This is a genomic window from Streptomyces sp. NPDC096339 (genome assembly GCF_044762985.1).
Taxonomy (GTDB): Bacteria; Actinomycetota; Actinomycetes; order Streptomycetales; family Streptomycetaceae; genus Streptomyces.
In genome coordinates, this window is sequence record NZ_JBIWFI010000008.1 from 158,424 (window position 1) to 180,038 (window position 21,615).

General features: G+C 73.3%; 16 protein-coding genes. 7 read left to right on the forward strand and 9 right to left on the reverse strand.

All coding sequences use genetic code 11. The features are described from left to right. Positions 1–30 precede the first annotated feature (30 nt). Entirely contained in the window at positions 31–2,010 is a 1,980-nt protein-coding gene (locus ACIQ5Y_RS14255) for an FAD-dependent oxidoreductase (RefSeq protein ID WP_403879512.1), read from the forward strand. A gap of 75 nt (positions 2,011–2,085) precedes the next feature. On the opposite strand, the gene ACIQ5Y_RS14260 is transcribed toward ACIQ5Y_RS14255, so the two are convergent. Continuing rightward, positions 2,086–2,970: a S1 family peptidase gene (locus ACIQ5Y_RS14260; protein WP_403879514.1), complete on the reverse strand. Its 885-nt coding sequence runs from the start codon at positions 2,968–2,970 to the stop codon at positions 2,086–2,088. A gap of 187 nt (positions 2,971–3,157) precedes the next feature. Then, on the reverse strand, positions 3,158–5,368 hold the full coding sequence (katG, locus tag ACIQ5Y_RS14265; RefSeq protein WP_403879516.1) for a catalase/peroxidase HPI: 2,211 nt from the start codon (positions 5,366–5,368) through the stop codon (positions 3,158–3,160). Positions 5,369–5,619: 251 nt separating this feature from the next. Here katG and ACIQ5Y_RS14270 point away from each other — a divergent pair, with 251 nt between their 5' ends. Continuing rightward, positions 5,620–6,030, forward strand: coding sequence for a Fur family transcriptional regulator (locus tag ACIQ5Y_RS14270; RefSeq protein ID WP_403879518.1), 411 nt, complete (start codon positions 5,620–5,622; stop codon positions 6,028–6,030). 13 nt (positions 6,031–6,043) lie between these two features. Here the strand turns inward: ACIQ5Y_RS14270 and ACIQ5Y_RS14275 are convergent, their stop codons facing one another. Genes ACIQ5Y_RS14275 through ACIQ5Y_RS14285 form a run of 3 tightly spaced genes read right to left on the reverse strand, consistent with a single transcriptional unit; the run spans position 6,044 to position 9,947 of the window. Next, positions 6,044–7,282: a VWA-like domain-containing protein gene (locus ACIQ5Y_RS14275; protein WP_403879520.1), complete on the reverse strand. Its 1,239-nt coding sequence runs from the start codon at positions 7,280–7,282 to the stop codon at positions 6,044–6,046. Further along, a complete protein-coding gene (locus tag ACIQ5Y_RS14280) occupies positions 7,279–8,526 on the reverse strand; it encodes an AAA family ATPase (protein ID WP_403879522.1) in 1,248 nt (415 codons plus the stop codon). Before ACIQ5Y_RS14280 ends, ACIQ5Y_RS14275 begins: the two co-directional genes overlap by 4 nt. A 53-nt stretch (positions 8,527–8,579) precedes the next feature. Further along, positions 8,580–9,947: a hypothetical protein gene (locus tag ACIQ5Y_RS14285; protein ID WP_403879524.1), complete on the reverse strand. Its 1,368-nt coding sequence runs from the start codon at positions 9,945–9,947 to the stop codon at positions 8,580–8,582. 151 nt (positions 9,948–10,098) lie between these two features. Here ACIQ5Y_RS14285 and ACIQ5Y_RS14290 point away from each other — a divergent pair, with 151 nt between their 5' ends. Then, on the forward strand, positions 10,099–12,303 hold the full coding sequence (locus ACIQ5Y_RS14290) for an FUSC family protein (RefSeq protein WP_403879526.1): 2,205 nt from the start codon (positions 10,099–10,101) through the stop codon (positions 12,301–12,303). A gap of 13 nt (positions 12,304–12,316) precedes the next feature. On the opposite strand, the gene ACIQ5Y_RS14295 is transcribed toward ACIQ5Y_RS14290, so the two are convergent. Continuing rightward, positions 12,317–14,872 carry a discoidin domain-containing protein gene (locus ACIQ5Y_RS14295; protein ID WP_403879528.1) on the reverse strand — a complete coding sequence of 852 codons (2,556 nt, stop codon included), beginning with the start codon at positions 14,870–14,872 and terminating at the stop codon, positions 12,317–12,319. 140 nt (positions 14,873–15,012) lie between these two features. After that, a complete protein-coding gene (locus tag ACIQ5Y_RS14300; RefSeq protein ID WP_403879530.1) occupies positions 15,013–15,747 on the reverse strand; it encodes a TetR-like C-terminal domain-containing protein in 735 nt (244 codons plus the stop codon). 192 nt (positions 15,748–15,939) lie between these two features. Between ACIQ5Y_RS14300 and ACIQ5Y_RS14305 the strand changes: the two genes are divergently transcribed. The 4 genes from ACIQ5Y_RS14305 (at position 15,940) to ACIQ5Y_RS14320 (ending at position 18,997) form a co-directional block, all read left to right on the forward strand. Then, complete coding sequence (locus ACIQ5Y_RS14305; protein WP_403879532.1) at positions 15,940–16,536, forward strand: hypothetical protein; 597 nt, start codon at positions 15,940–15,942, stop codon at positions 16,534–16,536. 113 nt (positions 16,537–16,649) lie between these two features. Beyond that, positions 16,650–17,111 (forward strand): hypothetical protein, encoded by a 462-nt coding sequence (locus ACIQ5Y_RS14310; RefSeq protein ID WP_403879534.1) that lies wholly within the window; start codon positions 16,650–16,652, stop codon positions 17,109–17,111. 95 nt (positions 17,112–17,206) lie between these two features. Further along, complete coding sequence (locus ACIQ5Y_RS14315; RefSeq protein ID WP_403879536.1) at positions 17,207–17,773, forward strand: hypothetical protein; 567 nt, start codon at positions 17,207–17,209, stop codon at positions 17,771–17,773. 234 nt (positions 17,774–18,007) lie between these two features. Beyond that, positions 18,008–18,997, forward strand: a complete 990-nt coding sequence (locus ACIQ5Y_RS14320) for a serine/threonine-protein kinase (RefSeq protein WP_403879538.1) — start codon at positions 18,008–18,010, stop codon at positions 18,995–18,997. Positions 18,998–19,038: 41 nt separating this feature from the next. On the opposite strand, the gene ACIQ5Y_RS14325 is transcribed toward ACIQ5Y_RS14320, so the two are convergent. Further along, positions 19,039–19,269 carry a response regulator transcription factor gene (locus ACIQ5Y_RS14325; RefSeq protein ID WP_403879540.1) on the reverse strand — a complete coding sequence of 77 codons (231 nt, stop codon included), beginning with the start codon at positions 19,267–19,269 and terminating at the stop codon, positions 19,039–19,041. Positions 19,270–19,413: 144 nt separating this feature from the next. Continuing rightward, positions 19,414–21,516, reverse strand: coding sequence for a SpoIIE family protein phosphatase (locus ACIQ5Y_RS14330; RefSeq protein ID WP_403879542.1), 2,103 nt, complete (start codon positions 21,514–21,516; stop codon positions 19,414–19,416). Between the last annotated feature and the right edge of the window lie 99 nt (positions 21,517–21,615).

Consider the following 21,615-nt stretch of genomic DNA (forward strand, 5'->3'; position numbering starts at 1 on the left):
GGGCTTCCGGGGGGCCGCAAGAGTGGGTCCATGATCACGGACCCGCTCCCCACCCCCGAACCCTCCGCCGAGCCCGCCCCGGAGCCCTCCCGCAGGCCCTCCCGCCGCACCGTCATCGCGGGCGCCGCCGCCGTCGCGGGCGCCGCCGCCGTCGCGGGCGCCGCCACGCTGACCGTCGCCGCCGCCTCCGCCGAGACCCCGCAGGTGCCGACGGGTTCCGCCCGGCCCGACTGGGACACCTGCCTCACCATCGCGCGGGCCATCCTCGTACGGGACGAGAACGACCGGCCGCTCGTACCGCACTACGCCGACGTCCTGCTGAAGAACGGCCTGCCCAAGCAGCGCGGCGCCGCCGGCCGCCCCGGCAGGAAGGTGCTGATCGTCGGCGCCGGGCCCGCCGGGCTCACCGCCGCCCACCTGCTGCGCGAGGCCGGACACCGGGTCACCGTCATCGAAGCCAACGCGAACCGGGTGGGCGGCCGGATCAAGACCTTCCGCGCGGGCGGCCACGAGAAGGCGCAGGCACCCTTCGCGGACCCCAAGCAGTACGCGGAGGCCGGGGCCATGCGCATCCCCGACAGCCACCCGCTGGTCACCGGGCTGATCGACGGCCTGGGCCTGAAGCGCCGGCGCTTCCACCTCGTCGACGTCGACGGGGCCGGCCGCCCCGCGCACCGGACGTGGATCCACGTGAACGGCATCCGGGTACGGCGGGCCGACTATGCCCGCGACCCGAAGGCCGTCAACCGCTCCTTCGGGGTTCCGGCGGCCCACGAGTCCGTGCCCGCCGCTCAGATCGTCCGGGGCGCCTTCGCCCCCGTGCGCGAGGAGATCGAGGGCAAGAAGGACAAGGAGCTCGTCGAGGGCTGGGCGCGGATCGTCCAGCGCTACGGCCACATGTCGATGTACCGCTACCTCACCGAGGAGGCGAAGCTCGACGAACGGACCGTCGACCTCATCGGCACCGTGGAGAACCTCACCTCCCGTCTCCACCTCGCCTTCATCCACAGCTTCATCGGGGCCTCCCTGATCAGCCCCGACACCGCCTTCTTCGAACTGCCCGGCGGCACCGCCACACTGGCCGACGCCCTCTACGCCCGCGTCAAGGACCTGGTACGGCTCGACCGGCGCGCCACCCGGATCACGCACGGCGACGGCAAGGTGAGCATCGACACCGTCTCCGAGGGCCGCGACGGCACCGTGCGGCGCGAGACCTTCACCGGCGACACCGCGATCGTCACCGTCCCCTTCTCAGGGCTGCGCCACATCCCGGTCACGCCCGCGCTCTCGTACGGCAAGCGGCGCGCGGTCACGGAACTGCACTACGACGCCGCCACCAAGGTGCTGCTGGAATTCAGCCGCCGCTGGTGGGAGTTCGACGAGGCGGACTGGAAGCGCGAACTGGAGGCGGTGAAGCCCGGGCTCTACCGCGGCTACCAGATCGCGAAGACCCCGGCGGACGGCGGCCTGCTCGGCGCACACCCCTCCGTACCCCGGGGGCACATCTCGGAAGTCCAGCGCGCCCACTACGCCGCCTGCCGCGTGGTCACCCGCGACCAGCCCGAGGCGGCCGGAGTCATCGGCGGCGGCTCGGCGACCGACAATCCGAACCGCTTCGTGTTCCAGCCCTCCCACCCCGTCGAAGGCAGCCCCGGCGGGGTCGTCCTCGCCTCGTACAGCTGGTCCGACGACGCGCTGAAGTGGGACTCCCTGGACGACGAGGAGCGCTACCCGCGCGCGCTCGCCGGGGTCCAGGAGGTGTTCGGGCAGCGGATCGAGGTGTTCTACACGGGAGTCGGCCGCACCCAGTCCTGGATGCGCGACCCGTACGCGTACGGCGAGGCGTCGGTCCTGCTGCCCGGCCAGCACACCGAGCTCTTCCCCCACGTCCGCGCGGCCGAGGGCCCCCTGCACTTCGCCGGCTGCCACACCTCCGTCAAGCCGGCGTGGATCGAAGGCGCCCTGGAGTCGGCGGTACGGACCGCCCTGGAAGTGCACCAGGCGGGTTAGGGCCGGCCGTCGGTCCTCGGCCCGTCGGTCCTCGGCGGGGCCGCCGAGGACCGACGGCCCCGCACGGCGCGCGGGTCAGGACAGGGAGACCTTGTACTTGGCGAGGGCCTCGGGGACCGGTTGGTAGAAGGTGGTGCCGCCGACGGAGCAGTTCCCGCTGCCGCCGGAGGTGATGCCGAGCGCCTTCGTGCCGTCGTAGAGCGCGCCGCCCGAGTCGCCGGGCTCCGCGCACACGTTGGTCTGGATCATGCCGCGGACCGTCCCGCCACCGCTGTAGTGGACGGTCGCGTCGAGGGCGGTGACCGTACCGCTCTTGGTGCCCGTGGTCGATCCGCTGCGCTTGACCGGCTCGCCCACGTAGGCGTCGGCGGCGATGAAGCCGCCGGGGGCGCTGATGGAGGCGTTGTCGTAGCGGACGAGCGCGTAGTCGTTGCCGGGGAAGCTGGATCCCACGGTGGGGCCGATCAGCGTGCTCTGGGCGGAGTTGGTGTACCAGGTCTTGACGACGTTGCCGCAGTGGCCGGCGGTCAGGAAGTAGCGGGTGCCGCCGCTGACGGCGTTGAAGGCGACCGAACAGCGGTATCCGCCGCCGTAGACGGCGTCACCCGGACCGAGGAGGCGGGTGAACGTCCCGGGGGTGCGCTCGACGCGCAGTGCCCCGGCGTTCGCTCCCGCGGCCTTCCTGATCTTCGCGAGGCCGGCCTCGGAGACGGTGCTGTCGGCCGTGACCACGATCCGCCCGCTCGCGGCGTCCGTGTACCACGCGGTGCCGCCGACGTCCGCAGAGAGCACCGCCCGGTCGACCGCGGCGAGTTCGGCCGCGCCGAAGGACCTGGGGGCGGCCGCCTGCGCGGTGGGTACGGTGAGCACCGTCGCTGCCAGCAGGCCGGCCGCGGCGGCCGCGATCGCGGTGCGCCGGGCGGTGGGGGTGACGGGGGACGAGGTGCGCGGTTTCCTCACTGGTCTCCTCCTCGGAGAGTCGGGGCCCGATGGGTGGTGGGCCCTGTGAGGCCCGTCAGGATTGGCGTGTTCCTGACAAGCGCTCCGGGGAGTATGCGGAAGGCCTCCGTCCCGCACAAGACCGCGGGCGTGCCCCTCCGCGAACACGTCCGGGCCGGCCCGTGGGGGCCGGCCCGGACGCGGGCGATCAGACCAGGTCGAAGCGGTCGAGCTCCATGACCTTGACCCACGCCGCGACGAAGTCCTTCACGAACTTCTCCTTCGCGTCATCGCTCGCGTAGACCTCGGCGAGCGCGCGCAGCTCGGAGTTCGAGCCGAAGACGAGGTCGGCACGGGTGCCGGTCCACTTGACCGCGCCCGAGGCGTCACGGCCCTCGTACTCGTCCTGGGCCGACGACGTCGACTTCCAGGTCGTGCCCATGTCGAGCAGGTTGGCGAAGTAGTCGTTGGTCAGGGTGCCCGGACGGTCCGTGAAGACGCCGTGCTTCGAACCGGCGTGGTTGGCGCCCAGGACGCGCAGACCACCGACGAGGACCGTCATCTCGGGAGCGGAGACGGTCAGCAGGTTCGCCTTGTCGACCAGCAGGTACTCGGCCGGCAGGCGGTTGCCCTTGCCGACGTAGTTGCGGAACCCGTCGGAGGACGGCTCCAGAGCGGCGAAGGACTCGACGTCCGTCTGCTCCTGCGCCGCGTCGACACGGCCCGGGGTGAACGGCACCTCGACCGCGAAGCCACCGTCCTCGGCGGCCTTCTCGACGGCCGCGGAGCCCGCGAGCACGACGAGGTCGGCCAGCGAGACCTTCTTGGCGCCGGAGTTGAAGGAGGCCTGGATGCCCTCGAGGGTGCGGAGCACCTGCGCGAGGTCGTCCGGGTTGTTGACCTCCCAGTTGCGCTGCGGCTCCAGGCGGATGCGACCGCCGTTGGCGCCGCCTCGCTTGTCGCTGCCGCGGAAGGAGGAGGCGGCGGCCCAGGCGGCGGAGACCAGCTGGGAGACCGTGAGGTCCGAGCCGAGGATCTGCTCCTTGAGGGAGGCGATGTCCGCGGCGTCGATCAGCTCGCCGTCACGCGCCGGCAGCGGGTCCTGCCACAGCAGGGTCTCGGCCGGGACCTCGGAGCCGAGGTAGCGGACGACCGGGCCCAGGTCGCGGTGGGTCAGCTTGTACCAGGCGCGGGCGAAGGCGTCCGCGAACTGGTCCGGGTTCTCGTAGAAGCGGCGGGAGATCTGCTCGTAGACCGGGTCGAAGCGCAGCGAAAGGTCGGTGGTGAGCATCGTCGGGAGGTGCTTCTTCTCCGCGTCGAAGGCGTCCGGGATGATCGCCTCGGCGTCCTTCGCCACCCACTGGTTCGCGCCGGCCGGGCTCTGCGTGAGCTCGTACTCGTACTCGAAGAGGTGCTTGAAGAAGTCGTGGCCCCACTTGGCGGGCGTGGTGGTCCAGGTGACCTCGAGACCACTGGTGATCGAGTCGGCACCCTTGCCGGAGCCGTACGTGCTCGACCAGCCGAAGCCCTGGGCCTCCAGCGGGGCGCCCTCGGGGTCGGCGCCGACGTTGTCCGCCGGGCCCGCACCGTGGGCCTTGCCGAAGGTGTGGCCACCGGCGATGAGGGCGACGGTCTCCTCGTCGTTCATCGCCATCCGGCGGAAGGTCTCGCGGATGTCGCGGGCGGCGGCGATCGGGTCCGGGTTGCCGTTGGGGCCCTCGGGGTTCACGTAGATGAGACCCATCTGGACCGCGCCGAGCGGGCTCTCCAGCTCACGGTCGCCCGTGTAGCGCTCGTCGCCGAGCCAGGTGGTCTCGGGACCCCAGTAGACGTCCTCGTCGGCTTCCCAGACGTCGGCACGGCCACCGGCGAAGCCGAAGGTCTTGAAGCCCATCGTCTCCAGGGCGACGTTGCCGGTGAGGATCATGAGGTCGGCCCAGGAGATGGACTGGCCGTACTTCTTCTTGACGGGCCACAGCAGACGGCGGGCCTTGTCCAGGTTGCCGTTGTCCGGCCAGGAGTTCAGGGGGGCGAAGCGCTGCTGACCCGCGCCCGCGCCGCCGCGGCCGTCGCTGATGCGGTACGTGCCGGCGCTGTGCCAGGCCATACGGATCATGAGCGGGCCGTAGTTGCCGAAGTCGGCCGGCCACCAGTCCTGCGAGTTCGTGAGCACCTCGGCGATGTCCTGCTTTATCGCCTGGAGGTCCAGGGCGGCGAACGCCTCGGCGTAGTCGAACTCCTCGCCGAGCGGGTTGGCCACGGCGGGGTTCTTCGCGAGGATCTTCAGGTTGAGCCGCTCCGGCCACCACTGGCGGTTACCGCCGCCCTGGGTGGGGTGCGAGGCTCGCCCGTGCGCGACGGGGCAGCCGCCGGCCTCCGCGTTCGCGTCTACGGCGTGGGCGTCGTTGTTCTCAGACATGGGAATCCTTCCGGACCCGGGGGGTCATGGAGCTGAGAGGAACTACATGCGGTGGAGCGGTCCGTGCATGTCCGTCACGGCTTGGTCTCGAGCCGTACTGGAGTCTTCTAGTCACTTGGTTATCAACGGAACCGATCCTACGATGGACAGAGTCCAAGTCAAGAAGCGCGCCAAAGCCATATCCAATCGGATCCCGGATCCCAGTCGGGTGAACCTTCGGGAATGACGCCGGGCCTGAAAGGTGGAGCGATATGAGTGACCTGCTGGAACGGCTGCGCGAGCGTGGCTGGCGACTGACCTCCCAGCGGCGTGTCGTGGCAGAGGTCCTCGACGGGGACCACGTCCACCTCACGGCGGACGAGGTCCACGCCCGCGCGGCGCGGCTGCTGCCCGAGATCTCCCGGGCGACCGTCTACAACGCGCTGGGCGAGCTGGTCTCCCTGGGCGAGGTGGTGGAGGTCTCCACCGACGGCCGCGCCAAGCGGTACGACCCCAACGCGCACAGCCCCCACCAGCACCTGGTCTGCTCCGGCTGCGGACTCATCCGCGACGTCCACCCGACCGGCGACCCGCTGGCCGTCCTCCCGGCCGAGGCGCGGTTCGGCTTCGAGGTCTCCGGCGCCGACGTCACCTACCGCGGGCTGTGCCCGGCCTGCTCCTAGGGTCTGTCGGGCGTCAGCCGATCTCGACCACGCGGGCCCAGGCGGGCGGGGTGTCCGGGACGTAGTCGGGGTCGTCCTCGTCGTACGAGCGGGCCGACCGGCGCGGGAACAGGCCGACCACCGTGCGGCACGGCGGTCGCGTGCCCGGCCAGGGGGTCTGGCCGTCGGTGAGGACCACGACGACGTCCGGGGCGGGGCGCGACCGCAGGGCCGCGGCGAATCCGGTGCGCAGGTCCGTGCCCCCGCCGCCCACCAGGGAGATCCCCTCGGCGCGGCACAGCCGGTGCGCGGCCTGCGCCGACGCGTCGCAGGACAGCACGGTGACCAGGTCGCGGCGGCCGCCCACGGCGCGGGTGATCGCGGCGACCTCGTGGAGCGCGCTGCCCAGCTCGGCGTCGCTGACCGAGGCGGAGGTGTCGATGACCACGCAGACCCGGGGCGGTGTGCGCCGCAGGGCCGGCAGCACGACGCCCGGCACCCCGGCCGCGCGCCTCGCCGGCCGGCCGTACGTGTAGTCGTCGCCCGCACCGGCCCCGGACGCGGCCGAGCGGAGCGCCGCTCCGAGCAGTTCCCGCCACGGCTGGGTCGGGTGGAAGGCCTCCTCCGCCCACCGCTTCCACCCCTTCGGCGCGTCCCCGGGGCGGCCCTTGATCCCCTCGGCCACCCGGAAGCGGACCGCGTCCTGTTCCTGGGCGCTCAGGCCGTGCGCGCCGTCCGGTCCGAGCTCCCAGTCCCGTTCCAGCCCGTCGGCGCCGCTGCCGCAGTCCAGCCAGGCCAGCTCCTGCAAGTGCGGCCCGACCTGGAACTCGTACAGGTACTGCTCCATGAGCAGGCCCGTCGGAAGCCGCAGCCGGGACGGGAGGACGGCACCCTCGGGCATGGCCAGCCCGTCGCCGAACACGTCGTCGTTGATCTCGAAGTCCGCCGCGATGTTCATCCGCAGCCGGTCGCCCGGCCCCGTCAGTCCCCGCTCGCGCGCGACCCGGTCCCCGCGCCCGTGGTGGTCGCGCAGCAGGTGCGACACCTCGTGCACCCACACCCCGGCCAGTTCCTCCACCGGGGTCCGGTCCACGAAGGCGGGCGAGACGTAGCACCGCCAGTGCCGGTCGACCGCCATCGTCGGCACCCGCCGGGACTCCACCGCGTGCAGGGCGAACAGTGCCGTCGCCAGATACGGCCGGGCCCGTACGGCGTGCAGCCGGGCCGCGAACAACTTGTCCAGGTCGAGCGCCCCCGGCGCCCCGCTCCTCATCGGGCCCCGTTCGAGGCGGCCACGGCCTTGGCCGCGACCCGGGCCGCCGCGTCGTCCGCCCGCCGGGACAGGTCGACGGCGCCGGCGAGCCGCTCGATCGAGGCCGGTACGTCCCAGTCCTCCCGGCGCAGCGCGGCGAGCGTGGAGGCGGGTACGACGACCAGGTCCGGCGCCCCCGTGTCCAGGGCCCGCACCATGAGCTCCCAGGCCGCGTCCCAGCGGGACTTCTCCGGGCGCCGGTTGACCGCGGCCACCACCCCGTCGAGCGCGGCCTGGCGCAGGTCCCCCCGCTCGGGCAGCACGGCGCCGGCCGGGTCGGCGAGCAGCACCTCGGGGTCGGGCAGGTCCATCCGGTCCAGGCTCGCCAGCAGCTCCAGCCCCGGGCCGTCCCCCACCGTGCCCCTGACCAGGAGGGACAGCACGTCCCGCGAGGATCCCGCCGCCGTCGCGAAGGCGATCAGGGACAGGGTCATGTCCCAGCTGCGGGGCGAGGGCCACGGGCCGCCCCGGCGCGCCTCGCCCTCGGGCAGCCGGTGCACGAGAGTGGGGCGCGCGGCCAGCAGCCCGCACACCGCGCGGCGGGCGAAGTCCACCGCCTCCGCCAACCGCCCCGGGTCGAGGCGCGGCAGCGTCGCCCGGGGCCAGGTGCCGCCGAGACCGCGTACGACCACCTCGTGGTCGTGGACCCACTGGAGGTGGACGAACCGGTTCGCCAGCGGCGGGCTGAGCTCCCAGCCGTCGGCGGCCGAGGAGCGCGGATTGGCGGCCGCCACGATCCGCACCCCGGCCGGCAGCCGCAGGGCGCCGATCCGCCGTTCCAGTACCAGGCGCAGCAGCGCGGCCTGCACGGCGGGTGGAGCGGTGGACAGCTCGTCCAGGAACAGCAGCCCGCGCCCGGCCCGGACCAGGCGCACGGCCCAGTCCGGCGGGGCCATCGGGACGCCGTGCACCGCGGGGTCCTCGCCGATCACCGGCAGCCCGGAGAAGTCCGACGGCTCGTGCACGCTCGCGATGACGGTGGTCAGCGGAAGGTCCAGGGATTCGGCGAGCTGGTTCAGGGCCGCGGTCTTGCCGATCCCCGGCTCTCCCCACAGCAGTACGGGCAGGTCGGCGGCGACGGCCAAGGTCAGGGCCTCCAGCTGCGGGTCGGGGCGCGGTTCGGTCGTGGTGTCGCGCAGGAGGGCGAGCAGCTCGCCGGCGACGTCGATCCGGGAAGCGGGGGCGAGTGGGGCGTGCGTGGGCATGGGAGATCACCTTTGGGTTCGTGGCGAGCGGAAGGGGCGGCGGAGCGCGCGGCTCAGCGGCCCGTGGTGTGGCGCGGGTGAGAGCGGTGGGTGACGGGCCGGGGCTCGGCGGGGCGGATCCGGTCGCGTCCCGGTCCGTACAGGCCGGCCCGGAACAGTCCGTACGTGATCCGGCGCCGCGCGGCCGCCGCCAGCTCGTCCTTGAGGGCGCCCGAGCGCAGCACCGCGCCGGGGCCCAGCAGGCCCTCGACGACGGCCAGCCCGCCGGCGACGTCCCCGTGGCGCAGGCGTTCGCGGACGCCGGTGAGGCAGTGGGGCTCGCGGTGGGCCGTGTCGATCGCCCGCAGGCAGGGGAGCGGGGTGCCGGTGAGCGCCACGAGCAGTTCCTCGCGGCGGAGCTCGTCCGGGCCGTGGTCGAGCGCGGAGAGCACCCCGTCGACCAGGCCGATCCGGTGCCGGGCTCCCCGGCACTCCACGTGGTGCGGAGCTCCTGCCACGTCCGCCGTCCGGGACGACCCGGACGGCACGTGATCCGGTACCAGTGCCGCCGCGACCAGCGGATGCAGCGCGTCGGCCCCGATCAGGCCGGCGCGGAGCAGTTCCAGATCGGGCAGCTCCCAGGTGGCCGCATCGGGAAGGACCGGCAGCGCGGAGAGCCCCCGGTGCGGGGGAGCCTGCCAAACCCGCGGCACGGGCGGCCCCTGGCCCCCGGCCCCGGTGACCAGTTCCAGGAGGAGCCGCTCGCGGGCCGCGAGCCGTACGGTGACGGCGCCGTCGGCCCGCCCCTCGGCGTGGAGGAGCAGCGCCGCCTCGGCCGCCCACCGGTCGGCGGCGCGCCGCGGGCCGTCGCCGGGCGGCAGGTCGGCCCCGGAGCGGGCCCGCAGTTCGTCGGCCCGGTCCGCGTCCCACAGGTGCCGGTGCAGATCGAGGCGGAACCGCCGGTTCGGCCGGGCGTGCGGGTGCCGGCGGGCGGCCTCGTCGGACCGGGAAGCGCGGGATCCGTCCCACAGCGCGAGGCTGATCCGCTGGCCGGCGTCGGCCCAGGCGGGCGCCGTCCGGGCCACGAGGTGCACCGGCTGGTCGCCGTCCCGCCCGGGGACCTCGTACCGGGCCAGTGAGACCGTCAGCCCGGGCCGCAGCAGCCCGTGCGGAGCCACCCTCGGCATGTGCCAGCGCAGCAGATCGGGCGCCAGCCGGCGCAGATCGGCCCGGATCCGGGCGGTTGGTTCACGGCCGTGGACACGCGCCACGGACCGCAGGTCGAGATCGAGGTCGAAGCGGGCGGCCGAGCACGCTCCGGCCCAGTCCCCGGAGCGGCGGCGGGCCGTCGCGGTCTCGATCATGGAGGGCGGCACGGCGAACTCGCGCACGCGCAGCCACATGGACAGGTGGGAAGACCCGTTCGCGATGTGAGTGGACATCAGCACTCACCTTGCGCGTACGGGACCTCCGATCGGATAGCCGAGTCAGTGATCATCGTGCGGAAGGCTATGGCTTCCCGGCCCGCCGCGCCAGGTGTTTTCCGCACCGGGCGGAAGTGCCGGGCCCGGGCGCGTGCCCGATGCTGGTGGCATGGGTACGAACGGTGCCGCCGCCTACGCGGGCGCGGCCCGCCGATCACTGCGGGTCACCCTCGCGGCGGGGGCCGGGTTCTTCCTGTTCCTCTACGGCTTCGGGTCCACGGTCGCGGCCACCTACGCGCTGTTCTCGGCGGTGTCGCTGGCCGGACTGTCCCGCATCCCCGGGACCGGACGGCAGCGGGCCGGCATGGTGCTGCGGCTGATCCCGGCGGCCTGGCTGCTGGTGGTCGTGGGCACCTTCCTGGCCGTACGGACCTGGACCGCCGTGGCCGGGATGCTGGTCATCGGCTTCGCGCTGGCCTTCGTCGCCGTGGGCGGTCCGCGCCCGGCGGGCGCCGCGCCGGGGCTCCAGCTGCTGTACATCCTGCCGTCCTTCCCGCCGTACGCCCCGGACACCCTGGGGGAGCGGCTCATCGGCACCACCACCGGGCTCCTGCTGCTGGTGCTCGCCGAGGCCTTCGTACTGCCCGAACCGCCGACCCTGCCCTACCGGGAGCTGGCCGCCCGCGCCGCGATCACCGCCGAGCGCTGCGCCGGGGAGCTGGCCCGGGCTCCGTACGCGCTGTCCCCGGCGACCGCAGCCGCGGCCAGGGCCGCGGGCGAGGCGCTGCGGCCCTCGAACGTCCCGGAGGCGGAACGCCCGGCCGGGGCCGGGGTCCGCTCACGCGGCCTGGGCCACACCGGGCTGGCGGCCCGCACCCTGCTGAACCGGCTGGGACGGCTGCCCGGCCCGCCGCCCGGCCCGGAGGCGGATCCGGATCGCGAGGCCGCGCTCGCCCTGCTGAACGCGGTCGGACGGTCCGCGGCCGACACCGCCGCACTGCTGCGCGGTGCGCCCGGACCGGTGGAGCCGAAGCCTTCCGGCCCGGGCCGGGAGCGCGCGGCGCTCGCGGCCGCCCCGACCGGCGGGGCCGGCCCGGCCGCGCTGCGCCGCAGGGCGGACCTGCTGGAGGTGGCCGACGCGGCCCTGGTGCTGGCGGCGGCCGCGGCGCTGGCCGTACGGGGGCGGGAGGCCGCGCCCGACGTGCCCTCCGGCCGGTTCTGGTACGCGCGGATGCGGGCGCCGCGGCTGTGGTGGGTGCGGTTGATGGGCAACGCGGGGAGCCGGTCGGTCTTCTTCCAGAACGCGGTACGGACCAGCCTGGCGCTGGCGGCCGCCCGGGCCGTGGCCGGCCTGGACACGCTGCCGCACGGCTTCTGGGCGATGCTCGCGACGCTGACGCTGACCCGCACCACCATGGAGGCCACGCGCAGCAGCATCCGGCAGGCCCTGGCCGGAACCCTGATCGGGGCCCTGTGCACGGCCGGGGTGCTCTCCCTGGTCGGGACCCACACCACGGTGTACGCGATCGTCCTGCTCCCGATCATGCTGTTCACGTTCACGGTGGGCCCGGTCAAGGGCATCGGCTGGTCCCAGGCGCTGTTCACCATGACGGTCGCCCTGGTCTTCGCCCAGCTGGCTCCCGCCACCTGGCGGCTCGCCGAGGTACGGGTGCTGGACGTGCTGATCGGCAGCGCGATCGGCGCCGTCTTCGGGCTGCTGGCCTGGCCGCGCGGCGCACGGCGGGAGGTGCGGCGCGCGGGCGCCGCGCTGCTGCGGTCCGCGGCCGAGGCCGTGGTCACCACGGCCGCGGCGCTCACGGCCGAAGGGGTACGGGACGTGGACGTGCCGCCGGAGCACAAGTCGCTGCGGCACTCGCTCGTCCTGGCGGAGTCGGCGTTCGCCCAGCTCCAGAGCGAGCCGGGGTCCGCGCAGGGGCGGCTGCTCGTCGACTGGCAGGCGGTGCTGCTGGCCGGCCACCACACGCTGTGGGGCGCCGGCCGGGTGCTGGCGCCGCCCGCGCCGGGCCGGGGCCCGGCGGACGAGGGCGTACCGCCGCTGGAGCCGGCGGCGGCCGCCGCGCTGACCAGGCTCGGGGACCGGGTGGCGGGGCGGATGCTGATGCTGTCCGCGGTACTGGACCCGATCGAGGACTCCCGGCAGGCCCCCGCCGCGCCGTACGCGGACGGCGCGGCGGGGACCGTCACGGCAGGGGCGCCGACCGGCTACTACGCGGCGGACGCCTGGCTGGCGTCGCTGCTGGCGGACCTGGACCGGATCGCGGACAGCACGGCCGCCCCGGCCGCCGCGGCGCCCACCGGCGCGGCGGACACCACGGGGGTCAAGGGCGGGACCCCGGGGCGGGGCGGCCGCTGACGACTTCTCCCGCCTACGGCGCGGAGACGGTCAGGAACTTGGCGATGCTCGGCACCCCCTGCGCGTCCAGGGCGAACAGCATGTAGTTCCCCGGCAGTACCACGCCCGTGTCGGACGGGATGGCCACCGAGTACGAGCCGGATCCGGTGGCCGTGGACTGCAGCGGGACCCGGCGCTGGTCGTTGTCGGTGGAGTGGGTCGCCGCCGCGGCCCGCATCAGCACGAAGGACGCCACCGGGCCCTGGGCGGCGACGGTGAGCGTCGCGCCGGGCGCGACGCGCGCGGGCACCCCGCCGGTGATGACGGGACGGGGCTTGGGCGAACCGCCCGCGTTCAGCAGGTACGGCGGAGTGAACACGGCTCCGTCGGCGTGGTTGGTCGCGCAGTCACCGCACAGGCCGCCGCCGCCCGAGAAGATCCGCCCGTCCGGCAGCAGGTTCGCCACGCTGTGGTAGTTGCGCGGGACGGCCATGGTGGCCAGCGGGGTGAAGACGCCCGTCGCCGGGTCCCACAGTTCGGGGGTCAGCACGGAGGTCGCGTCGCTGAACGGCACCGGGTAGGCCTGCCCGCCGAAGACGGCCACCTTGCCGTCCGGGAGGACGACGCTGTTGCTGAAGGCGCGGGCGTTCTCCATGTCGCCCGTACGGGAGGCCTGGACCTGGCCGCCCGAGATGTCCACCGTGTACGCGCGGCGGGTGGCGGGGACGTCCTGGTAGGCGGGCGAGCCGCCCAGCGTGAGCAGCTTGCCGATGTCGTAGGCGACGGCGTTGCCGGTCATCGCGTCCTGGCTGTCGGCGCGGGGGCCGGCGGCCGTGATGCCGCCCGTGCCGGTCGTCGAGATCCAGTTCATCTGCTTGCTCGGCCCGAGCTGCAGCACCTTGCCGCCCGAAGTGGCGTGCAGCCACATGTGGTTGTCGGCGCGGTAGGGGCCGGCCGGGTCGGCCGTCAGCGCCGGGGAGGCGGGAACGCCCGGGAGCTTTCGCCAGGTGCCCGTGGTGGGCGACCAGACCTCGCCGGCCTTGTCGGTGTTCGCGGTCCCGCTCCAGGAGCCGCCGAGGACGAAGGCCTCACCGGTGGAGATCAGCGTCATGGCCTGGTAGCCGCGGGCGATGTTCATGTTGGTGGTGGCGGACCAGGCGTCGGTGGCCGGGTCGTAGATGCTCGCCTTGTCCGCGTTGCTGCCCCCGGTGACGAGGACCCGGCCGTCGGCGAGCATGGCTATGCCAGGGCAGAACATGTCGTGCCCGGTGTTGTCGATCCGGCGCTGGGTGACCTTGCCGGTCTTCAGGTCGAGGATCGCCGTCTGGGTGTAGCCGTTGCTGCCGCCGAAACGGTCCGTCGCGTACGCCGACCAGGCCAGCAGCTTGTCACCCGGCAGGACGGCGGTGGCGACCGGCACCAGCGGGAAGCCGGTGATCCGGTCCCAGGAGCCGTGGACGGCGGCGCTCGCAGGTCCGCTCAGGCGGATCTCGGCGGCCGAGGTCCACGGGCCGCGGGCACCGGCCTCGCTGGTCACCGTCAGGCGTACGAAGCGGGCGTTCTCGGCGCGGGTGAAAGTGGCGGTCTTGACGGTGTCGTCGTCCCGCCAGGTACCCGCGGCCACCGGCGTGCCGAAGGAAGTGCCGTCGGTGCTGGTGGTGATGGAGTACGCGCCCGCCCTGCCGTTGGGCCCGTCGCGGCGCGGCTGGTAGCTGAGGGCCGAGACCGTCTGCGTGCGGTGCATGTCGATGGTGATGGTGTGCGGGAGCGGGGTCGGGGTGCCGCTCCACTTGCTGTGCCAGAGGGTCGCGGCGTCGCCGTCGAGCACGTTCGCCGCGCGGCCGTTCTCGCTCGCGGTCTCCTCGTCGCTCGCGGTGGCCGTCCAGCCGGTGCGTGCCAGGTCGACGGTGGCGGCGGGGGTTCCCGGGTCTCCCAGCAGGTTGAGTTCGGCGGCGGAGGTCCAGGGGCCGCGGCCGCCGGCCTCGGTGACGGCGGTGAGCCGGACGAACCGGGCGCCTTGCGGCGCGAACCCGAGGGTCTTGGTGGTGGCGTCGTCCGCGAGGGTGCCGGTGGCGACCGGGCTGCCCCAGTTCTGGCCGTCCGCGCTGACGCTGATTCCGTACTCGCCGACCCGCCCGTTGGCCCCGTTGGCGCGGGGGCGGTAGACGAGTGCGGACACCACCGCCGTGCGGTGCATGTCGATGGTGATGGTGTGCGGGAGCGGGGCCGGGGTGCCGGTCCACTTGCTGTGCCAGATCGTCGCGGCGTCGCCGTCCAGCACGTTCGCCGCGCGGCCGTTCTCGCCGGTGGTCTCCTCGTCGCTCGCGGTGGCCGTCCAGCCGGTCCGGTCGAGGACGGGAGCCGAGGGTTCCATCGCGTTCGCCGGCGCTATGCCGTGGTGCGGTGACTGCTTCGCCCCCTGCTGGTCGAGGGCCGCGGCGCCCGGCGGCGGCTTACGGGCGGCCGGCGCCTGGCTCGCGACCCCGAGCCAGGGCGTCATCCCGATCAGGAGCGACCCGAGGCCCGCGGCCACCAGCAGGTGGGAGCGGCGTATGAGAGGGGGACGGGTCGGGCGTCGTCGGAACTGCAATCTGACCTCCAGGGGCGAATCGGATCGGCGCCCTCGAACATAGGTCAGACACATGTGAACTTGCCCGGGAATCAGGCGAGTTGGCCGACGCGGGACGGTACGGTCCCTACCGGAACCACACCGTCCTGCCGGGCCCCGGATCAGCCGGAGACGGAGTCCTCGCCCGGGGACACCGTGAGCCCGATGCTCTCGGCCGCCACGGCGACGGCGTAGTCGAAGAAGGCGGCCTCGTCCCGGACGCTGTCGTGGGTGCGGCTGAACACCTGGAAGACCAGGAGCCCGATGAGATTGCTCCACAGGACGATGCCGCGCTCGATGATGTCCGAGAACGGAGCCTCGGGCACGCCGCCGAACAGCTCCACGGCCGCCGGCAGGAGCAGCGGCGGACCGGGCACCGCCCGCCGGGGCGGGACCAGTTCACCACCCTCGAGTGCCGACCGTACGATCCCGGCCAGCACCGCCGGGGTGCGCGAGGCCGACGGGACCGTGTCCTGCGGGGCGTGGTAGTCCGGCACGGGCGAGCCGTATATCAGCGTGAACTCGCCGGGGTTGTCGAAGGACCACTGCCGCAGGGCGCGCGTGACCGCGAGGAGTCGCGCACCCGCAGAGGCTCCGGCCTTTCCGGCGGCGAGGTCGGCCTGCTCCATCGCGGCGCCGGAGGCGTCGTAGGCGTCGATGACCAGTGCGGTCAGCAGGTCGTCCCGGTGCGGGAAGAGGGCTTCCACCTCGGCCGTGCCGAGGCCGAGGTCCTGGGCCACGCCCTCCGGGGACAGCCCCCCGGCCCCCACCTTCACCAGTTGCCGGCGCGCGGCGGCCTTCACGGCCCCCCGCAGGGTCGGATTCTCGTCGGTCGGAATTGCTGAGGAAAGATCCATAACGGCACCGTACCGGCCGCCCGGGGCCGCGCGGGCCGGGTTTTTACCCGGTGTCTCCGGGTGTGTCAAGTCCCGACTTTCCGGAACATGACCCGGATGTGCCGATCGCGGCTTACTTGTGGTGCGGGCCTCACCGGAACAGAAACCCGGAAACGAAATGGGTCACCGCATCCGAATAAGTAGGAGAAAGTCATGAACCGCAAGATTCGCACCAACAGCGTTGTCCGTCCCCACCGCAAGGGATTCCGGCTCGCGACACTGGTCGCTTCGGCCGCGATGGCTTCGGGAGCGATCCTCCTTCCGGCCTCCATGGCGTCGGCGGCCCCGATGCCGGCCCACTCGGTAACCGCCCTCCCGAACGGCGGAGGCGCCGGAGGGGATGGCGGTGCCGGCGGCGGCGGCCTCGTCGGTGGCGGTGGTGGCTCCGGTGGCTCCGGTGGCGGCAGCGTCCTCGGCGTCGGCGGCGCCGGTGGCAACGGCGGCAAGGGCGGCGACGGGCTCCTCGCCGGCGGTGGCGGCGGTGGCGGCGGTGGCGGCGGCGACGGCGTGATCGGCGGCAAGGGCGGCAACGGCGGTGACGGTGGTACCGGCATCTTCGGCGGCAACGCCGGTAACGGCGGTGGCGGCGGCAGCGGCCTCATCAAGGGCGGCGACGGCGGCAACGGCGGCAAGGGTGGCTTCGGCGTCCTCCAGGGCGGCAACGGCGGCAAGGGCGGCAAGGGCGGCTTCGGCGGCATCTTCGGCGGCCTCGGCGGAGCCGGTGGGGCCGGTGGCGGCAGCATCTTCTGACCCCGCACCCGACCAAGGCGGTACCTGATCCACGGGGGTGGAGGCCCTGGGGCCTCCACCCCCTCACCCCCCACATCGAACGACATCCGTATTCACGGAATAGGAGAACCCCCATGTTCACGAGTCCCTGGCAGCGCCCGCTCATCCTGGCGGCGGCCTCCCTGGCTCTGGTCACCGGTACGGCGTGCGCCGCGCAAGCGTCGCAGTCCCACACCACCGCGGCCGTCGGCTCCACTCCCTCCCACTGTGTTCTGGGCGGAGCGGGCGGCGAAGGCGGCAAGGGCGGAGAAGGCGGCAGGGGCGGTCAGCCCGGTCAGCCGGGTGAGCCCGGCAAGCCCGGCGGCGTGGGCTGCTTCCGGTTCGAGGACCTGCCCGACAAGTCGAAGTCGGAGCTGAACGCGGTCGACAAGGTGCGGATCGTGATGCTCCTGGTGACCGACGACTCGGACGAGATGAAGGAGAAGATCGCCAAGAAGTACAAGATCTCGCAGGAGCAGCTCGACGACTGGAAGAAGGACTACCTCGCAGGCGACTGGTGCTCCCTGATGGCGGGCGGACTCCCCTTCTGCCTGTGACCCGGACCCGATCCGGCCCCCATTCGGAAATCGGCGCGGAAAGCGGACGAGCGGAACCGCGCCAAGGAATTCAATCTCTGGAAAGGGAGAACGTCATGCGTGTGCGCACCTGGAAGTTCCGTCTCGGTCTCGTCGTCTCGGCGACCCTCATGGGCGCAGGAGCGATGGTGCCGGCCGCCACGGCGGCGCCGACCTCCACCGCCGTCGTCGGGTACCACGGCTCCTCGCACGGCAGCGGAGACGGCCGGAGCGGCGGGAGCCGACTCGGCACCGGCGCCGCGGCCCTCGGCGGGGTCAAGGTGGGCAACGGCAGCGTCCGCGTCGGCGACAAGGTGTGCGCGGGTACCTGCAACGGCACGGTGAACGGCACCAGTGGCCACAACGGCGGGGTCTGCGCCGGGCTCTGCAACGGCAGCGGCAACGGCGGCAACGGCACCACCGGCGGGATCGGTGCCAACGGTACGAACGGCGGCAAGGGCGGGGTCTGCGTAGGTGTGTGCAGCGGCAGCGTCAACGGGGGCAACGGCGGCAACGGCGGGGCCGCGCCCGCCGGGGGCGACGGCGGCAAGGGCGGCTGGGGCGGCGACGGCGGCCTCTGCGTCGGCGTCGGCTGCGAGACCAGCGGCTTCGGCGGCCGCGGCGGCGACGGGGGCGAAGGCTGACACCCCCCGACATCCCCCGACACCCCCCTTCAACCCCCTTCAACCCCCCAACCTCCACATCCGGCCGGCACGCCCGGCGAAGCACTGCTCCAGGGGTCCCGACCTCCTCCACACCGGGACCCCTGGAGCCATTCACAAGGGCACTCGAATGCATCGCTCGATAGAATTCACGGTATGGAAGTGCGGCCCGCGGCGTCCGTCGTCGGGCCGGCCCGGTGAAGGGGGCGGCCCCCGATGGGCACGGCAGCGAACCTGAGCGCGTACTCGGGCCGGGCCTCCGGCCTGATCGGCCGGCAGATCGCGGGCTACCGGATCGAGCGCATGATCGGCCGCGGCGGCATGGCCGTCGTCTACCGGGCCAAGGACCTGCGCCTGGACCGGATGGTCGCGCTCAAGCTGATCGCCCCGGAGCGCGCCCGGGACGAAACCTTCCGGCGCCGTTTCACCCACGAATCGCGGGTGGCCGCGAAGATCGACCACCCACACATCGTGCCGATCTTCGAAGCCGGTGAGACCGAGGGCGTCCTGTACATCGCCATGCGGTACGTATCCGGCCTGGACCTGCGGGGCCTGCTGGACCGCGACGGCCCGCTTCCCGTGACGACCGCCCTGCGCATCGCCGCCCAGGTGGCGTCCGCGCTGGACGCGGCCCACGAACACGACCTGGTCCACCGGGACGTCAAGCCCGCCAACATCCTGGTCGCCGCGGGCACCGACAGCGACCACCCCGAGCACATCTACCTCACGGACTTCGGGCTGACGAAGAAGGCGCTCTCGCTCACCGGTTTCACCACCGCCGGCGAGTTCGTCGGCACGCTCGACTACATGGCCCCCGAACAGATCACCGGCCGTCCCGTGGACGGCCGGTGCGATCTCTACAGCCTCGCCTGCGTGGTCTACGAATCCCTCGCCGGAGGGCCCCCCTTCGTGCGTGACGAGGACGTCGCCCTGCTCTGGGCACACCAATACGACCAGCCGCCTCCCGTGACCGAGAGGCGGCCGGACATCGCGCCCGCTGCTGATGAAGTACTGGCGAAGGCCCTCGCGAAGATCCCCGAGGACCGGTACGGCTCCTGCCTGGAATTCGTGGCGGCCCTGCGCGCGGCCACCGGGACCGCGAACGGCGCCGTCAAGCGGACCGTCGTGGCGAACCCGGCGCCGCCTCCGGAGCCTCCCGCCTGGGCCCGGCCGGTCTTCCCCGACCCGTACGCCCGGCGCTGGTAGGCCGGTCCCGGCGCCCTGCCGGGATGTGTGTCAGGGGGCGCTCACAGCCCCAGGGCGATGGCCAGGCGGGTCATTTCCGCCGTGGTGTTGATGCCCAGCTTGGCCCGGATGCGGCGCAGGTAGGCGTCGACCGTGTGCTTGGAGAGTCCCATGAGGCGGGCCGTCTGCAGGTAGGTGCACCCGGAGGCGATGTGGCGCAGTGCCTCCTGCTCACGCGGGGCCAGCGTGGTGGCGGTGGTTTCGACGTGCGGCGCGACGAGGGTGAGGCTCATGGGATTTCCTCCGACGAATCGGTTCGGTCATCACTGCTCACACCCTTGTCAGCAGGGGACATATCCCGAATGTCGTTGTATGTCCCTGTTAAAGAGCTTGTTCGTCGGAGTTCATGGCGGTGTCCGCCGACTGTCACAGCGGTGTCACAGGGACCCGAAGTCGACGAGGGACTGTTCCGCCCAGATGGTCTTGCCGACGGGCGTGTGCCGGGTCCCCCACCGCTGGGCGAGCTGGGCGACCAGCAGCAGGCCCCGCCCTCCCTCGTCGAAGATCCGTGCCCGCCGCATGTGCGGGGCGGTACTGCTCGTGTCGGAGACCTCGCAGATCAGCGTGGACTTGTCGTGGATCAGCCGCAGTTGCACCGGCGGCGCGCCGTACCGGATGGCATTGGTGACCAGCTCGCTCACCACGAGCTCGGTGACGAACGAGGCCTCCTCCAGCCCCCACGCCGTCAGCTGCTCCGTGGTCTTGCGACGGGCCTCGGCGACCACGGACGGGTCGGAGGACAGGTCCCAGACGACGACCTGGTCGGCGTGGAGGGCCCGGGTCCGGGCGACGAGCAGGGCCACGTCGTCATCGGGCCGGTGCCTCAGCAGGGCCGTCAGCACCCGGTCGCAGACCGTGTCCAGCGTGGACGCCGGGCGGACGAGCGCCTCCAGCATCGTGTTCAGGGCCTCGTCGATGTCGTGGTCGCGGGCCTGGAGCAGACCGTCGGTGTACAGGGCGAGCATGCTGCCCTCCGGCAGTTCGACCTCGACCGTCTCGAAGGGCAGGCCGCCCAGGCCCAGCGGCGGCCCCGCCGGCACGTCGAGCAGGTACGCGGAGCCGTCCGGGGAAACCACGGCGGGTGGCGGGTGACCGGCCCGGGCGACGGTGCAGCCCCGGGTGACCGGGTCGTAGACCACGTACAGACAGGTGGTGCCGATGCCCCCCGCGGCCTCCCCGCCCCCTTCCTGGTCGGCCTCGTCGGCGGACAGGTGGATGATCAGGTCGTCGAGGTGCGTGAGCAGCTCGTCGGGCGGCAGGTCGACATCGGCCAGGGTGCGCACCGCCGTACGCACCCGGCCCATCGTGGCGGAGGCGCGGATGCCGTGGCCGACGACATCGCCGACGACCAGGGCCACCCGCGCGCCCGACAGCGGGATCACGTCGAACCAGTCGCCGCCCACCCCCGCCTCGCCGCCGGCGGGCAGGTAGCGGGAGGCGATCTCCAGTGCCGCCTGATCGGGCAGCGTGTGCGGCAGCAGGCTGCGCTGCAGGGTCATGGTGCTGGTGTGCTCGCGGGTGTACCGGCGGGCCTTGTGGATGCTGATCGCCGCCTTGGACGTGAGCTCCTCGGCCAGCAGCAGGTCCGCCTGCTGGAAGGGCTCCTGGCGCTCGTGACGGCTGAAGACGGCCAGGCCGATCGTGACGCCGTCGGCGCGCAGCGGCACCAGCATCAGCGCCCGGGCCCCGTACTCGCCGATCCAGGCGGCCGAAGCGTCCTGGGCCAGCCACCGGGCCACGGCGGGGTCCGTGCCCGCGTACACGGCGCCACGACCCGAGGCCAGACACTCGGCGGGCGGCGACTGCGGTGGATAGACCGTCGACCCCCCGACCCCGATCCGGGCCTCCGGGCTCCCCGCGAGGACCGAGCGCACGGCGGAACGGGACACGGTGACCGGCCCCGCCGAACGGCCGCGGGAGGCCTCGTTGCCACGCGGAGGCGGCTCCAGCAGATCCACGACGGCGAGGTCCGCGAGCCGGGGCACGGCCACGTCCGCCAGCTCCTGCGCGGTCCGGGTGCTGTCCAGGGTGGTGCCGATCGGCGCGCCGGCCACGTCCGGCATGAGCAGGTGCTGCCGGGGACCGCCCTCCATCGCGGTCTTGTCGTGCGCGGACAGCCCCACCGCACGCACCCGGCCGTCCGGGTCCCGCACCGGGGACAGCGAGGTCGCCCAGCCGTGCTCCGGGCTCGTCCCCGGCGGGCGGACGAAGGCGTCCAGGTGCTGTGGCTCACCCGTGTCCAGCACCAGGCGCATCTTGCGCTCGGTCTCGTCGCTCACCGGATCCGGCGCGATCTCCGGCAGCCTCCGCCCGCGCATCTCGGCCTCCGTGAGCGACAGCGTGCGCTCCATTCCGCGGTTCGCGCGCAGCAGCCTCAGATCGGCATCGAAGATCGCGAGGAAGCAGGGGGACTGGTCGAAGGCCCATGCGTCCAGCGCGACCTGCGGCCGCTCACCCGGGGAGGTGGGAAGTTGCTCCATCGCCGCTCATCTCGCCCTCGCTAGTTCCCTTGCCGAAGTCCGACGGCACCCCGCACGGCGAGGGGCTCCACTGACAAGCATGATCCAGCCGGGCAGGGA

Bases quoted from the DNA above. Each gene is read 5' to 3' on its own strand.
- ACIQ5Y_RS14255 (WP_403879512.1), top strand. From the start codon at position 31: ATGATCACGGACCCGCTCCCCACCCCCGAACCCTCCGCCGAGCCCGCC.
- katG (WP_403879516.1), bottom strand. From the start codon at position 5,368: ATGTCTGAGAACAACGACGCCCACGCCGTAGACGCGAACGCGGAGGCC.
- ACIQ5Y_RS14270 (WP_403879518.1), top strand. From the start codon at position 5,620: ATGAGTGACCTGCTGGAACGGCTGCGCGAGCGTGGCTGGCGACTGACC.
- ACIQ5Y_RS14275 (WP_403879520.1), bottom strand. From the start codon at position 7,282: ATGAGGAGCGGGGCGCCGGGGGCGCTCGACCTGGACAAGTTGTTCGCG.
- ACIQ5Y_RS14280 (WP_403879522.1), bottom strand. From the start codon at position 8,526: ATGCCCACGCACGCCCCACTCGCCCCCGCTTCCCGGATCGACGTCGCC.
- ACIQ5Y_RS14285 (WP_403879524.1), bottom strand. From the start codon at position 9,947: ATGTCCACTCACATCGCGAACGGGTCTTCCCACCTGTCCATGTGGCTG.
- ACIQ5Y_RS14290 (WP_403879526.1), top strand. From the start codon at position 10,099: ATGGGTACGAACGGTGCCGCCGCCTACGCGGGCGCGGCCCGCCGATCA.
- ACIQ5Y_RS14300 (WP_403879530.1), bottom strand. From the start codon at position 15,747: ATGGATCTTTCCTCAGCAATTCCGACCGACGAGAATCCGACCCTGCGG.
- ACIQ5Y_RS14305 (WP_403879532.1), top strand. From the start codon at position 15,940: ATGAACCGCAAGATTCGCACCAACAGCGTTGTCCGTCCCCACCGCAAG.
- ACIQ5Y_RS14310 (WP_403879534.1), top strand. From the start codon at position 16,650: ATGTTCACGAGTCCCTGGCAGCGCCCGCTCATCCTGGCGGCGGCCTCC.
- ACIQ5Y_RS14315 (WP_403879536.1), top strand. From the start codon at position 17,207: ATGCGTGTGCGCACCTGGAAGTTCCGTCTCGGTCTCGTCGTCTCGGCG.
- ACIQ5Y_RS14320 (WP_403879538.1), top strand. From the start codon at position 18,008: ATGGGCACGGCAGCGAACCTGAGCGCGTACTCGGGCCGGGCCTCCGGC.
- ACIQ5Y_RS14325 (WP_403879540.1), bottom strand. From the start codon at position 19,269: ATGAGCCTCACCCTCGTCGCGCCGCACGTCGAAACCACCGCCACCACG.
- ACIQ5Y_RS14330 (WP_403879542.1), bottom strand. From the start codon at position 21,516: ATGGAGCAACTTCCCACCTCCCCGGGTGAGCGGCCGCAGGTCGCGCTG.